This window comes from Pusillibacter faecalis, from assembly GCF_018408705.1.
Lineage (GTDB): Bacteria > Bacillota > Clostridia > Oscillospirales > Oscillospiraceae > Oscillibacter > Oscillibacter faecalis.
This window is the reverse complement of sequence record NZ_AP023420.1, coordinates 649,898-664,576: the sequence shown is the minus strand read 5'-3', so window position 1 is coordinate 664,576 and position 14,679 is coordinate 649,898. Positions and strand designations below refer to the sequence as shown.

Genomic DNA, 14,679 nt, shown 5'->3' with positions numbered 1-14,679 from the left:
ACATGACGATAGAAAATACGGGAGCGGGACGGGGAAGCATCTTCGTCCCGTCTCTTGGATGAAAGGAACGAGCACGATGAAACTCTGGTCTGGGCGCTTCGGCAAGGACACCGACGCCCTTGTAAATGAACTGAACGCATCGATCTCCTTTGACCAGCGGCTGTACAAGGAGGATATCACCGGTTCCATGGCCCATGCCGCCATGCTGGCGGACCGGGGAATCATCTCCCGGGAGGACACCGACGCCATTATCCAGGGGCTGCGAGGCATCCTGGCCGACGCAGAGGCGGGGAAAATCGCCTTCACCGCTGACAATGAGGATATTCATATGAACGTGGAGGCCCTGCTCACCGCCCGCATCGGTGAGGCCGGCAAGCGGCTCCACACCGCCCGGTCTCGAAACGATCAGGTGGCGCTGGACTTTCGGATGTATGTGCGGGAGCAGATTCCCGTGATTACGGGGGAAATTCTAGGCCTGATGGAGGTGCTGTGCCGGCAGGCCGGGAAGTACCAGACCGCCGTCATGCCGGGGTACACCCATTTGCAGCGGGCACAGCCCATCTCCTTTGCCCAGCACCTCTTGGCCTACGCCGCTATGTTCCGACGGGACGTCACCCGGCTGGAGGACTGTGCGGAGCGACTGAACGAGTGCCCTCTGGGAAGCGGCGCTCTGGCAGGGACCACCTATCCCATCGACCGCCATCAGACCGCGAAGGCGCTGGGCTTTGAAGCCCCCATGGGCAACTCCCTGGACGGCGTCTCCGACCGGGACTACGCGCTGGAGCTGCTCTCGGCCCTCTCCATTTTGATGATGCACCTGTCCCGTTTTTCCGAGGAGATCATCCTCTGGTGCAGCTGGGAATTCAAGTTCATCGAGCTGGACGACGCTTACGCCACCGGTAGCTCCATCATGCCCCAGAAGAAGAACCCGGACGTGGCGGAGCTGGTCCGGGGCAAGACAGGCCGGGTGTACGGCGATCTCATGAGCCTGCTGACGGTGATGAAGGGCCTGCCCCTGGCCTATAACAAGGACATGCAGGAGGACAAGGAGCCGGTATTTGACGCCGTGGACACAGTGGAGATGTGCCTGCCGGTGTTCGCCGCCATGCTGGACACCATGACCGTCCACACCGACAACATGCGCGCAGCGGCGGGAAAGGGCTTTATCAACGCTACCGACTGCGCCGACTATCTCACGAAAAAGGGTATGCCCTTCCGGGATGCCTACACAGTGGTGGGGCAGCTGGTGGCCGCCTGCGGGCAAAAAGGCAAGACCCTGGAGGAGCTGACGTTGGAGGAGCTGCGGGAGGTGTCGGACCTCTTTGAATCGGATGTCTATGACGCACTGAATCTGGAGAACTGCATGGCCCTGCGAGGGAGCTACGGCGGACCCGCTGTCAGCGAGACAAAGCGGCAGATTGAGGAAATCACGGCCTTCATCAAGGCCCGTTCCAAATAAGGAGAGAGGCCCCATGAAACCCAAGGTATATATTGACGGCAAGGAGGGCACCACCGGCCTCCAGATTTACGACCGTCTGGCGGCCCGGGCGGACATTGAGCTGCTGCTCATCGACGAGGATAAGCGCAAGGACCCGGCGGAGCGGAAGAAATTCCTCAACGAAGCGGACCTGGTGTTTTTGTGCCTGCCGGACGACGCTGCCCGGGAGGCGGTAAGCATGGTGGAGAATCCGGCGACCCGCATCATCGACGCCTCCACTGCCCACCGCACCGCGCAGGACTGGGCCTACGGCTTTCCGGAGCTGTCCCAGCTCCACCGCGCGCTGATCTGCAAGAGCAAGCGGGTCAGCAACCCCGGCTGTCACGCCACCGGCTTCATCTCCAGCGTCTACCCCTTGTCGGCCATGGGGGTGCTCCCAAAGGACTACCCCCTGACCTGCTTCTCCCTCACCGGTTACTCCGGCGGCGGCAAGAAGATGATCGCGGAATATGAGGGCGAGAAGGGCGGGGCGCTGTACAGCCCCCGGATCTATGGGCTGAACCTCCGCCACAAGCACCTGCCGGAGATGCAGCTTCGCTGCGGCCTGACCCGCCCGCCGGTGTTTAGCCCGGTTGTAGACGACTACTACAAGGGCATGGCCACCACGATCTCCCTCCACAACGACCTGCTCTCCTGCGGCAAGAGTGCGAAGGCGGTTTGGGAGACGTTGGCGGATTACTACCGAGACCAGGCTTTCATCCATGTGGCGCCCTTGGGCGGAGAGACCCCCATGCTGGCCGCCAACACCTTGGCAGGCCGGGACACGCTGACGCTGGTGGTGTGCGGGAACGAGACCCACACGACCGTCACCGCCCTCTTTGACAACTTGGGCAAGGGGGCCAGCGGCGCGGCGGTGCAGAACATGAATTTGATGCTGGGTTTCCCGGAGACCACGGGACTGAACCTGTAAATGCATGATTCCCAAGAAGGAGGAATACCTATGAAATTCATTGACGGGGGCGTGTGCGCCGCCCAGGGCTTCCGGGCGGGAGGCATCCATGTGGGGGTCAAGACCCGCGCCGCGTGGAAGAAGGACGTGGCCCTCATTGTCTCCGACGTGGAGTGTGCCGCAGCCGCGGTGTTCACAAAGAATGTCGTCAAGGCGGCGCCTATCCATGTGGATCGGCGGCATCTTGCGGATGGCAGAGCCCGGGCGGTGATTGCCAACAGCGGGAATGCCAACGCTTGTGCTCCCAATGGCGAGGAAAACGCGGAGCGGATGTGCGCGGCGGCGGCGGCCGCCATCGGCTGCGCGCCGGAGGACGTGCTAGTGTCTTCCACTGGCGTTATCGGTCAGACGCTGAACGTCCAGGTGATTGAAAACGGCATACCGGAGCTCTGCAGGACTCTGGTTCACTCTGCAGAGGGGAGCGATGCGGCAGCCCACGCCATCATGACCACCGACACGGTGAAAAAGGAGGCGGCGGTGGAAACTAGCATCGGTGGAAAGATTGTCCGTATCGGCGGCATTGCCAAGGGGAGCGGCATGATTCATCCTAATATGGGTACAATGTTGTGCTTTTTGACCACTGATTGCGACATTTCTTCAGAGATGATTCGGGAAGCACTGTTGGAGGTCACTCGAGTCAGCTTCAACCGCATCAGCGTGGACGGGGACACCTCCACCAACGACACCTGCCTGGTGCTGGCCAACGGCCTTGCCGGAAACCCCTCCATCACCAGTCAGGGAGCGGATTACGATGCCTTCCTGGAGGCGCTTCGGGCCTTGTGCGTGGAAATGGCCCGCCGGATCGCCGCCGACGGCGAGGGTGCCAAGCATATGATCACCTGCACCGTGGAGGGCGCAACTGACGAGGCGCAGGCGGAGCGGATTGCAAAGTCGGTGATCTCCTCCACCCTGACCAAGGCCGCCATTTTTGGCGCCGACGCCAATTGGGGCCGGGTCCTCTGTGCAATGGGCTATTCCGGAGAGGCCTTTGATCCGGACAAGGTGGACGTATCCTTTATCAGTGCGGCGGGCAGCGTTGCCGTCTGTGCCCAGGGACGGGGGCTGGACTTTGACGAAGAGGCCGCCAAGCGAATCCTGACGGAACACGATGTGACGATTGCCGTCGCCATGGGTGAGGGAAACGGTGCATGCACCTGCTGGGGCTGCGACATCACCTATGATTATATCAAGATCAATGGAGATTACCGGACTTAAGTCCGGCAGTCCGTTGAAATTCAAGCGGAAAGGTTTGATCAACATGTCCTCTCATGCGCAGCAGGCCAAGACTTTGGTGGAGGCTCTGCCCTATATTCAGAAGTTTACTGGAAAGACCATTGTTGTCAAATATGGCGGCAATGCCATGATCTCTGAGGAGTTGCGGCGGGCCGTCATGTGTGACATCATCCTGCTGAGCTTGGTGGGAATCCGGGTAGTGGTGGTTCACGGCGGTGGTCCTGAGATCAGTGAGATGCTCAAAAGGGTGGGGCATGAGACTCATTTTGTGGACGGGCTGCGCTATACAGACGAGACTACCATGGATATTGTGCAGTCCGTGCTGTGCGGCAAGGTCAACAAAAATCTGGTTGCCCAGCTGAACCGGCTGGGTGGTCGGGCCGTGGGACTTTGCGGCATGGATGGAGAGCTGTTCCAGGCGGAATGTCTGAATGAGAAGTACGGGCTGGTGGGCCGGATTATGGAGGTGAACCCGGACCCGGTGATCAACGCCCTCTCCACTGGCTATATTCCGGTGGTGTCCACCGTGGCCCAGGGAATGGATGCCGACACCGCCTATAATATCAACGCCGATACCGCCGCGGCCAAGCTGGCAGAAGCCCTTCATGCGGAGAAGCTGATTTTGCTGACGGATGTGCGGGGCTTGCTGCGGGACCCCCAGGACGAAGAAACGCTGATCCACGTGGTCCATACCTACGAGGTCCCGGGTCTGGTAGCCTCCGGTGTGATCTCAGGCGGCATGATTCCCAAGATGGAGTGCTGCGTGGATGCGATTGCCGGCGGTGTGGAGCGGGTGCATATTTTGGACGGGCGGATTCCCCACTCTATTTTGATTGAGCTGCTCAGCGATGAGGGAATCGGCACCATGCTGAAAAAGGAGGCGCACAGCGCATGACCAGTCAGGAAATCAGAACTTTGACAGATCAGTATATGATGCATACCTACGGCCGCTTTCCGGTGGCCATTGACCACGGGGAGGGTGCGCGGCTCTACGACCCGGAGGGCCGGGAGTACATCGACTTCACCAGCGGGATTGGCGTCTCAGATATGGGATATGGCTATCAGCCCTGGGTAGACGCAATTGCAAAACAGTCCAATAAATTAGGCCATATCTCTAATTTATTCTACACAGAACCTCCGGCCAAGCTGGCGCAGACTCTGTGCCAGCGTACTGGTATGAGCTGTGCGTTTTTTGCAAACGGCGGCGGAGAGGCCAACGAGGGTATGATCAAGCTGGCAAGAAAGTACAGTTTTGACAAGTATGGCAAAGGCCGTGCCACCATCATCACCCTGAACAACTCCTTTCACGGCCGCACCATCACCACCCTGGTGGCCACGGGCCAGGAGGTCTTTCACAACTATTTCTTTCCTTTTACAGAGGGATTCCGCTATGCCGACGCCAACAGCCTGGAGTCTTTGAAAGCCGAGGCCGGGGAAGATGTGTGCGCGGTGATGGTGGAGCTTGTCCAGGGGGAGGGCGGCGTGCTGCCCTTGGACCAGGACTACGTGCAGGCAGTTGCAAGGCTTTGCCGGGAGCGGGACTGGCTGCTGCTGGTGGACGAAGTGCAGACCGGCGTCGGCCGGACAGGAACGCTGTTTGCCTTCCAACAGTATGGTGTAACACCAGATGTGGTGTCCTTTGCCAAGGGCATTGCCGGGGGACTGCCCATGAGCGGCATCCTGGCAAACGAAAAGTGCCGGGACGTATTAGGCCCCGGGATGCACGCCACCACCTTCGGCGGAAATCCTGTGTGTGCCGCAGCGGGTCTCGTGGTACAAAACACGCTGACAGATGCCTTTTTAGAGGATGTCCAGGCCAAGGGCACATATTTGCAAAACCAGATTGAGTCCATGGGACTGCCCTGCTTTGGGAAGACCCGGGGCATGGGACTGATGATCGGCATCGAGGTCCGGGACGGATATACCAATAAGGAGATCGCCGCCAGGCTCATTGAGCATGGGCTGCTGGTGCTGACCGCCGGTCCCGGCATGCGCCTGCTGCCGCCGCTGGTGATCACCAAGGAGGAAATGGACCGAGGCCTGGCCATCATGAGGGAAACCCTGGGCTGATTTTTAAGAATGAAGCGCCGCCAGTGCCAATCAGCCAGCGTGGGCGCTCATGGAAAGGAAGAATATGGAACATCACACCCATTTTTTGAAGCTGTTGGATTTTACTCCCGCTGAGATTCAACAATTCCTGGCGACCGCTGCCGATTTGAAGGCCAAGAAAAAGGCTGGTATTCCCCACCGCTATCTGGAGGGAAAGAATGTGGCGCTGATCTTTGAGAAGACCTCCACCCGCACCCGCTGTGCCTTTGAGGTGGCGGCCCAGGATTTAGGGATGGGCAGCACCTATCTGGGCCCCACCGGCAGCCAGATCGGCGTGAAGGAGTCCATCGCGGACACTGCCCGGGTTCTGGGCCGGATGTACGACGGCATTGAGTACCGTGGCTTTGGACAGACAGTCGTGGAAGAACTGGCGGAGTATGCCGGTGTGCCAGTATTTAACGGATTGACCAATGAGTTTCATCCCACCCAGATTCTGGCGGATTTTTTGACCATTCAGGAGCATTTTGGACGCCTGCAAGGCATGAAGCTGGTCTATTTAGGCGATGCCCGCTATAATATGGGCAACAGCCTCATGGTGGGCTGTGCCAAGATGGGGATGCACTTTGTGGCCTGCGCACCTAAGGCATTTATGCCGGAACAGAGCCTGATTGAGACCTGCAAGGCCATCGCCCGGGAGACCGGCGCAGTGCTAGAATTTCTGGAGGACCCCATGATGGCTACCCGCGGTGCGGATGTACTTTATACGGACGTGTGGGTTTCCATGGGAGAGCCGGTGGAGGTCTGGGAAGAGCGGATCGCAGCGCTGGGACCCTATCAGGTGACAAAGGCCCTGATGGACAACGCCGGACCGCAATGCCGTTTCATGCACTGCCTGCCAGCCTATCACGACCACAAGACGGAAGTGGGGCGTGAGATGGGCGAGCGTTTTGGACGGGATGCCATGGAGGTGACTGATGAAGTGTTTGAATCGGATCAGTCCATTGTCTTTGACGAGGCGGAGAATCGGATGCACACGATTAAAGCGGTGATGTATGAGCTCATGAAATAGATGAAAAAAGCCGGAGAAGGCAAGTTCCTTCTCCGGCTTTTAAAAATAGGAATTGAAGCACAAAAGGCGATTGGCAGGGCTCATGTCCACACAATCAAGTGGTGCGGCCCGCCCCTGACAAGTATGGTCTTGCGCTTCCTTTTTGTGAAACCAGCTCCTCCCCGCTAAGGAGTGATGGAGGAAGGGGCTAAAAGGTGCATCATAGACACCTCGTAGGCAACCCGCTCCTCTGCGCCGGCATCGGTGATCTTGTGATATGTACGGCTCTGTACCCGGCCCTCCAGGGAAATGGCGTCGCCTACCTGCAGTTCATTGGCCTGGACTGCCAGCTGTCCCCAGGCAATCACCGGCAGATAATCAGCCCGGCCATACCGACGGGGAACCGCCAGCATCAGATCACAGATGCTGCGGCCCAGAGGGGTACGGCGGAAAATGGGAGGCTTGCATAAAGAGCCGGAGAGAACAATGTGATTGCAGGACTCACCTGATCCCGGCTGAATGGTCTGCCCATAGACTGTCAGGACCAGGCGATTCCCAACGCCGGAGCGATTGTTGAACGAGCGCATCTGGCCCTGAATGCGGACGGGGATGCCCGCCTCGATCAGGCTTGCTTGGGGTTCCGCCAATAATACTGGCAGGATGTCCGGCGTGCCGGAGAGACGAGGGACCTGCAGAAAAAAGCGGTAAAAGTGTGTGCCGTGATTTTCGTGGGACCACTCCGGCGACGCCAGAGGGGTTCCCTCCAGCAGCACTTCATTTTGGCTTGGTGTTGTCATGTTGCCCACCTCTCGGTTGTGATGGAATATCCTATGAGGCAGGGAAGAGAGATAGACCAGAAGAGGGAAAATTTATAGCGGCCCTTGTGGCGGATGGAAAAGATGGGGTATACTGAAGCTATCTGTCAAATGCGAAGGAGGTACACAAATGGCAAATCTGATGGACTATTTGGATTGGAGGGGGGATTTGACCCTGGAACAGTCCCCCTTCAACGAAGTGGATAACCTGATTTTATCAGAGCTGTCCTTTGTGGATTTTCAGGAGATTGTGCCGTCCCCAGGGAGCGGAAAGAGCGTGGAGCTGCGGTATGCGGCAGAGAGCTTTTTTTCCCGCTTTCAGGAGGGAGAGAAGATCGACATGGGCGTGCTGGTGCCCGATGAAATTCCCAATATGCTGCGGCGCATGGCGGACTCCCGCCGGTTTGGAGAGATGCGGCTGAACTGCTTTGTGGACTGGCTGGATGTGGGCAAGGGGGAGCAGTTCGCTGCCTTGACGATTGAGACAGGGGACGGGCGCTTATATCTCTCGTTCCGAGGAACGGATGACACGCTGGCTGGCTGGCGGGAGGATTTTGAGCTGGCCTGTATGCCAGAGGTTCCGGCTCAGAAAAAAGCGCTTCAATATGTGGAGGAGGTAGCCCGGCAGTTTCCCAGGAAAAAGCTCCGGCTGGGGGGACATTCTAAAGGAGGAAATCTGGCAGTGTACGCCGGGGTGTTCTGTCCGGCAGCCGTGCAGAGGCGCATTGCCGCCGTCTGGTCCAATGATGGCCCTGGCTTCCACACGGACCTGCTGGACCTGCCTCAGCACCGCCGTATTGCGGAGCGCATCTATTCTATTGTACCCAAGTCCTCTGTGGTGGGAATGCTGTTGGAGCACGAAGAGGATTACACGGTGGTGGACAGCGATCAGTTGGGTTTTTTGCAGCATGATGGCTTTTCCTGGCAGGTGATGGGCGACCACTTTGTGACGTTGCATCAAGTGAGCCGGCAGGCACATCTGAGTGACCAAGAACTGCGCAAATGGGTCCATGAGATGCCGGTAGAACAGCGGGCAAAATTTGTGGATGCGCTTTTCAGTGTTCTAGGCGCCACTGGCGCGGTGACGCTGACAGACCTCAAAACCGACAGTCTCAAAGCCACCGGCGCCATGGCCAAGGCCATGGCAGAACTGGATAAGGAGACACGGGACGGCCTGCTGCGGTTTCTGGGAATCCTGTTTAAAAGCAATCTGCGCATGGTTTTGGAGGGCATTCAGGAGGAGAAAAAGCCTTTGCTGAAAAGATGGTCGCTGAAAAAGAAAGAGGAATCATAACGGCCAGACTCCCCGCGGAAAGCCGTCATACATGGGGATGGCCTGCGAGGAATGAAAAAAGCGGTGGAGAGGTGGCAGGCCTCCGCACACAGGAGACAGTGGAAGATGCTGCTGAATCTGGCTCACTGCTCAACGAATTCTGCATGGCTTCTCTGGTCATCCTGTTTTGCTGATGGGGAAAGGGAAACGTCTGAAAGAGGCCGACGTCTGGAACCATATCATGAGGGGGAGTAGGGGCCCCTCCTGGATCAGATGCCGAACCTCATCGAACGCGGACACAAATGGAACATCCAGCACTGCCGCTGCGGAAGAGATTTTGACATATGGAGGGATTTGCTCAAAGAAACTAGAGGGGAAGCCCGGGCAGGAAGTCATGGCGACAGGGCTTGACAAAGCATTTGGATGATGTTAAGATGAAAACCGTTCATCGGAGGGCTTGCGGCCGCAGCCGCAGAGCTGGATAAGATGCCAGGTGGCGCCTGGATATCTTGTCCGGCTTTTTCTTTGCCCTTCTTTGGGAGGTAGCTATGGAGAAAAAGCATGATTTTACACAGGGCCCCATCCTGCCGGCCCTGCTGAAATTTGCAATTCCGGTACTGCTGGCGCTGCTGCTCCAGACCATGTACGGCGCGGTGGACCTGCAGGTGGTAGGGATGTTCGGCACAGCCGCAGATATCTCCGCCGTGTCTACAGGTAGCCAACTGATGCAGACAGTGACCATTGTGGTTACAGGGCTTTCCATGGGCGTTACTGTGCTGCTGGGACAGAGAATCGGAGAGGGAAGACCGGAGGAGGCCGGAAAAGCGGTAGGAGGAGGCATTTGCCTTTTTTCAGTAGTGGCACTGCTGATGACCGCCATCCTGCTTGCGACCGCACCGCAGCTTGCTGTGCTGATGCACGCTCCCACAGATGCGTTTTCTGGTACAGTGACCTATCTTCGTATCTGCTCCTCCGGCGCGCTGTTCATCGTGGCCTATAATCTGCTGGGCAGCATTTTTCGGGGGCTGGGAGACTCCAGGATGCCCCTGATCACGGTAACGATTGCCTGTGTGTGCAACATTGCCGGCGATTTGCTGTTGGTGGGCGGCTTTGGACTGGGGGTGGCGGGCGCGGCCATTGCCACAGTGTTAGCCCAGGCGGTGAGTGTGGTGCTGTCACTGCTGATCATCCGCCGCAGATCGTTGCCTTTTATTATGAAGCGAGAAGACATCCGGTTTGACAAGACGGTGATTGGCAGAATCGTGAAACTGGGAAGTCCAGTAGCACTGCAAGATCTGCTGGTGAACATCTCCTTTCTGGTCATTATTGCCATTGCGAATCACATGGGGACTATCCCTTCTGCGGGCGTTGGCGTGGCGGAAAAGCTGTGCGGCTTTGTGATGATGGTGCCCTCTGCCTACGGGCAGTCCATGACGGCTTTTGTTGCACAGAATGTGGGTGCCAGCCGGGAAGACCGGGCGCGGAGGGTTCTGCTGTATGGAGTGCTCTCCTCGCTGGCGGCGGGGCTTGTGATGTGTTGGGGCACCTTTTTCCACGGCGATGTTTTGACGGGAATCTTTGCCAAGGACACGGAGGTGATCGCGGCGGCGGCGGAATACCTGAAGGCCTATGCCATCGACTGCCTGCTGACCAGCTTCCTCTTTTGCTTCATCGGCTATTTCAATGGCCATGGGCGGACACTGTTTGTGATGGCGCAGGGGATGATCGGCGCTTTGGGCGTCCGTCTGCCGATGGCATTTTTGATGAGTCGGGCATTTCCGGAATCGCTGTTTCACCTGGGCCTCTCCACGCCGGCCTCCACTGCCGTTCAGATTACGCTGTGCATACTTGTTTTTTTGCGGAGCAAGCACAGGCAAGCAGAGAGCGCGGCTACCTAGACTGCGGGCAGTCAAGAGATTTTCGGATATTATGTATCCGAGGAAATGCAAGTGCTTTCCTTTCCCCAAAGGGGCCCATGAGGCGAAACTGCCTGTCTCCAAAAACAGCTGCCGGGAGCGCCTATATAGGCGCTCCCGGCAGCTGTTGGCCCTCTATGGTTGGCAAAAGCAGGGGGTGTATTTTTACAGCTGGGGCAGCTGCGCGAAACTGGCTGCTAGTTCCTCGTCGCTGGGAATGTAGTCGGTCATCTCGCCATTGTGGAACTTCTCATATGCCACCATATCAAAATAGCCGGTGCCGGTCAGACCGAAGAGAATGGTTTTCTCCTCGCCGGTCTCCTTGCATTTCAGGGCCTCGTCGATGGCCACCCGGATGGCATGGCTGGACTCAGGGGCGGGAAGGATGCCCTCTACCCGGGCAAACTGCTCAGCCGCCTCAAAGACCTTGGTCTGCTCCACAGCACGGGCCTCCAGGTACCCATCGTGGTAGAGCTGGGAGAGAACCGGGCTCATGCCATGATAACGCAGGCCTCCGGCATGGTTGGCAGAGGGAATGAAACCGCTGCCCAGGGTGTACATCTTGGCCAGAGGGCAGACCTTGCCGGTGTCGCAGAAGTCGTAGGCGAACTTTCCCCGGGTAAAGCTGGGGCAGGAGGCGGGTTCCACCGCGATGAAGCGGTAGTTCCGCTCTCCCCGGAGCTGCTGGCCCATGAAAGGGGAGATCAGACCGCCCAAGTTGCTGCCGCCGCCGGCGCAGCCGATAATGATATCTGGCACTACGCCGTACTTATCCAGCGCGACCTTGGCCTCCAGACCAATGACGGACTGGTGCAGCAGGACTTGGTTGAGCACGCTCCCCAGTACATAACGATAACCGTCTTGGCTGGCGGCGGCCTCCACTGCCTCGGAGATGGCACAGCCTAGGGAGCCGGTGGTACCGGGATGCTCTTTTAAGATGGCGCGGCCAACGCTGGTGAGCTCGGAGGGAGAGGGGGTCACGGAGGCGCCATAGGTCCGCATAACTTCCCGGCGGAAGGGTTTTTGCTCATAGCTGACCTTGACCATGTATACCTGGCAGTCCAGATTCAGATACGCACAGGCCATGGAGAGAGCCGTGCCCCACTGTCCGGCGCCAGTCTCCGTGGTGACGCCCTTGAGACCCTGTGCCTTGGCATAATATGCCTGGGCGATAGCAGAGTTCAGCTTGTGGGAGCCAGAGGTGTTGTTGCCCTCGAACTTATAGTAGATTTTCGCAGGGGTCTGCAGCTTTTCCTCCAGGCAGTAGGCCCGGACCAGGGGTGAGGGGCGATACATCTTGTAGAAGTTCCGGATTTCCTGGGGAATGGGAATTTCCCGGGTGTCGTTGTCCAGCTCCTGGCGGATCAACTCGTCGCAGAACACAGGGCGCAGGTCTTCAAAGCCCATGGGTGCTCCGGTGCCTGGATTCACCAGGGGAGCGGGCTTATGACTCATGTCAGCCCGCACATTGTACCAGGTCTTCGGCATCTCGTCCTCGGAGAGATAGATCTTGTAGGGGATGTTCTTGTTTTCCATGGTGCTGACTCCTTTCAAAATCGGCCCATTCCAATGGGAGACATCAAAAAAAGACCTTCATCCCATCAAAAGAGCCCTGGCAGGTCTCTTTGGGACAAAAGTCTGAAACTTCTGCGGTGCCACCCAAATTGGCGAAAGCTCGCCCACTCAGCGACGTGCCAACACACGTCTTTCCTTGGTAACGGGGGAAAAGCCCGTCGGTACTTACTGGGAATCCCGTTCAGTCCGCCCTCTGCAGTCCATTCGGCGGGGTCCTCTTTACCGCCATCCCACCACCGGCGGCTCTCTTGGAAAAAGGACATCCGTGTACTCGTCTGCGTCATCGGTTTGCTTGGGCAGAGTTTACGCCCAAATAGTACTCTGTGTCAAGAGAAAAAAATAAATTCCATGGATTTTCCAAATTAGAAAGAAATATACAGCTGATTTTGCACAAATATATAAAAAATATTGTGGCTATCTCTAGGCATCTTTTCTCTGGACAAGAGGCGGGTGACTGGGTATCATGAGATATCAGCAAAGGAGGCGGAACGGAGATGGAGGAGCTGTTATGGAAGCATGGAAGAGACATTCTGACCTCCCCGGGGATGGAAAGAGAGCGGAGTATCCCGCAGCATGGCTATGTAAACTGCTTTGACCACTCTGTGGCAGTGGCGCTCCTGAGCGTTTGGATTGCTGCGCGGCTGGGGCTGCATATAGATATGCGAAGCCTGGTCCGCGGGGCCCTGCTTCACGACTATTTTCTCTATAACTGGCGGGTGCCTGATCCGGCGCACCGGCTGCACGGTTTTTGTCATGGCCGGCTGGCGATGGAGAATGCGGAGCGGGATTTTGGACTCAACCCGGTGGAGGCGGATATTATCCGGCGGCATATGTTTCCGCTGACTCCAATACCGCCCTGCTATTGGGAAAGTGCGGTGGTCTGCTGTGCGGATAAGCTCTGCGCTATGCGGGAGATGGCCAGCGGCCTGCGGCTATGGCTACTGCGGGGGCTGCCGGGAAAGGTCAGATAACGAAGCGGCGGAAGGTCTGTGGACCTCCGCCGCTTCATGTTTCACCGCTGATATTCAAACTCAAAATCGTACATGGAAACCGTATCGCCATCCTGAATCCCCAGGCTTTCCAGCTGCTGGAAGAGGCCAGACTCCCGCAGGGTCTTATCAAACCACATGCGGCTTTCGTAGTCTGCAAAGTTGACATTGCCCATGAGCCGTTGTAGCCAGGGACCTTCTACGAACCACACGCCGTCCTCATGCTGAATATCCAATGGGGCGGAGGCGTCCACCACCGGGGGCTTGGGCACATATTCTGCTTCATATACTGTGACGGGGGGCAGCACGGAGAGCATTTCCGCTGCCTTTTGCACCAGCTGCCGGGTGCCCTGGTGAGCCGCTGCGGAGATCTCCAGCAGCGTGTAGCCCTGGGCCTCCACATGAGTGCGGAGCTTCTCCAGCTTCTCCGGGTCGTCTAGGATGTCCACCTTGTTGGCGGCCACAATCTGGGGGCGGCTGGCCAAATCCGGGCTGTACTGCCGGAGCTCAGCGTTGATGGCCTCAAAATCCTCCACCGGGTCTCTTCCCTCACTGCCGGACACGTCCACCACGTGGATCAGCAGGCGGCAGCGGTCCACATGCCGCAGGAAGTCGTGGCCCAGGCCTGCGCCCTCGCTGGCACCCTCAATGATGCCGGGGATATCTGCCATAACGAAACTGACGCCATCCTCTACCCACACGACCCCTAGATTGGGGAAGAGGGTGGTAAAATGGTAGTTGGCAATTTTAGGCTGTGCCTTGGATACCACGCTCAAAAGTGTGGACTTGCCCACGTTGGGAAAGCCCACCAGCCCCACATCCGCCAGAAGCTTGAGCTCCAGCACCACGTCGTGGCTTTCGCCGGGAAGACCTGCCTTGGCAAAGCGGGGGACCTGGCGGGTGGGGGTTGCGAAATGGCTGTTGCCCCAGCCTCCTCGCCCTCCCCGGCAGAGGGTGAAGGGCTCGGAGGTGGACATGTCCTGCATGATCTCACCACTTTCCGCGTCCCGCACCAGAGTGCCCCGGGGAACACGGATGATAAGATCGGCGCCGTCCTTCCCGCTGCGGCGTCCTCCCTGGCCGTCTGCACCGTTGGGGGCGGTGTATTTCCGCTTGTAACGAAAGTCCATCAAGGTGGACATATGATCATCCACCTGCAAGATGATAGAGCCGCCTCGGCCGCCGTCGCCGCCATCCGGCCCGCCGGCGGCCACATATTTTTCCCGGTGAAAGGAGACAACGCCGTTGCCGCCGTTGCCGGCTTTCACGGTGATCCGGGCTTTGTCAATGAAGGATGTGGCCATGTTGCACCTCGCTATTCCTTAAATCAGTTT

12 protein-coding genes and 1 other annotated feature are annotated in these 14,679 nt (G+C 58.0%); of the genes, 9 read left to right on the top strand and 3 right to left on the bottom strand.

The features are described 5' to 3' along the window. The first annotated feature begins 76 nt into the window (after positions 1-76). The 6 genes from argH (at position 77) to argF (ending at position 6,798) form a co-directional block, all read left to right on the top strand. Complete coding sequence (argH, locus tag KJS55_RS03340; protein WP_187032283.1) at positions 77-1,459, top strand: argininosuccinate lyase; 1,383 nt, start codon at positions 77-79, stop codon at positions 1,457-1,459. Between the two features lie 13 nt (positions 1,460-1,472). Next, on the top strand, positions 1,473-2,408 hold the full coding sequence (gene argC / locus KJS55_RS03335; protein ID WP_187032281.1) for an N-acetyl-gamma-glutamyl-phosphate reductase: 936 nt from the start codon (positions 1,473-1,475) through the stop codon (positions 2,406-2,408). Positions 2,409-2,438: 30 nt separating this feature from the next. Next, complete coding sequence (gene argJ / locus KJS55_RS03330) at positions 2,439-3,662, top strand: bifunctional glutamate N-acetyltransferase/amino-acid acetyltransferase ArgJ (protein ID WP_187032279.1); 1,224 nt, start codon at positions 2,439-2,441, stop codon at positions 3,660-3,662. A 43-nt stretch (positions 3,663-3,705) separates the two neighbouring features. Beyond that, entirely contained in the window at positions 3,706-4,575 is an 870-nt protein-coding gene (gene argB / locus KJS55_RS03325; protein ID WP_187032277.1) for an acetylglutamate kinase, read from the top strand. Then, on the top strand, positions 4,572-5,750 hold the full coding sequence (locus KJS55_RS03320; protein WP_187032275.1) for an aspartate aminotransferase family protein: 1,179 nt from the start codon (positions 4,572-4,574) through the stop codon (positions 5,748-5,750). Before argB ends, KJS55_RS03320 begins: the two co-directional genes overlap by 4 nt. Before the next feature lie 64 nt (positions 5,751-5,814). Beyond that, the gene (gene argF, locus KJS55_RS03315; RefSeq protein ID WP_187032273.1) at positions 5,815-6,798 is read left to right on the top strand and encodes an ornithine carbamoyltransferase; all 984 of its coding nucleotides are present in this window, start codon (positions 5,815-5,817) and stop codon (positions 6,796-6,798) included. Between the two features lie 164 nt (positions 6,799-6,962). On the opposite strand, the gene KJS55_RS03310 is transcribed toward argF, so the two are convergent. Further along, positions 6,963-7,574: a single-stranded DNA-binding protein gene (locus tag KJS55_RS03310; RefSeq protein ID WP_187032271.1), complete on the bottom strand. Its 612-nt coding sequence runs from the start codon at positions 7,572-7,574 to the stop codon at positions 6,963-6,965. Between the two features lie 148 nt (positions 7,575-7,722). Between KJS55_RS03310 and KJS55_RS03305 the strand changes: the two genes are divergently transcribed. Beyond that, positions 7,723-8,886 carry a DUF2974 domain-containing protein gene (locus KJS55_RS03305; protein WP_187032270.1) on the top strand — a complete coding sequence of 388 codons (1,164 nt, stop codon included), beginning with the start codon at positions 7,723-7,725 and terminating at the stop codon, positions 8,884-8,886. Positions 8,887-9,413: 527 nt separating this feature from the next. Next, a complete protein-coding gene (locus KJS55_RS03300) occupies positions 9,414-10,763 on the top strand; it encodes an MATE family efflux transporter (RefSeq protein WP_187032268.1) in 1,350 nt (449 codons plus the stop codon). A gap of 183 nt (positions 10,764-10,946) precedes the next feature. On the opposite strand, the gene KJS55_RS03295 is transcribed toward KJS55_RS03300, so the two are convergent. Further along, a complete protein-coding gene (locus KJS55_RS03295; RefSeq protein WP_213542637.1) occupies positions 10,947-12,317 on the bottom strand; it encodes a TrpB-like pyridoxal phosphate-dependent enzyme in 1,371 nt (456 codons plus the stop codon). 87 nt (positions 12,318-12,404) lie between these two features. After that, positions 12,405-12,649: a binding site (T-box leader), on the bottom strand. A gap of 201 nt (positions 12,650-12,850) precedes the next feature. On the opposite strand from KJS55_RS03295, the gene KJS55_RS03290 reads away from it, so the two are divergent. Beyond that, a complete protein-coding gene (locus KJS55_RS03290) occupies positions 12,851-13,327 on the top strand; it encodes an HD domain-containing protein (protein WP_228300447.1) in 477 nt (158 codons plus the stop codon). 41 nt (positions 13,328-13,368) lie between these two features. On the opposite strand, the gene obgE is transcribed toward KJS55_RS03290, so the two are convergent. Further along, positions 13,369-14,649, bottom strand: coding sequence for a GTPase ObgE (gene obgE / locus KJS55_RS03285; RefSeq protein ID WP_213542636.1), 1,281 nt, complete (start codon positions 14,647-14,649; stop codon positions 13,369-13,371). Positions 14,650-14,679 lie beyond the last annotated feature (30 nt).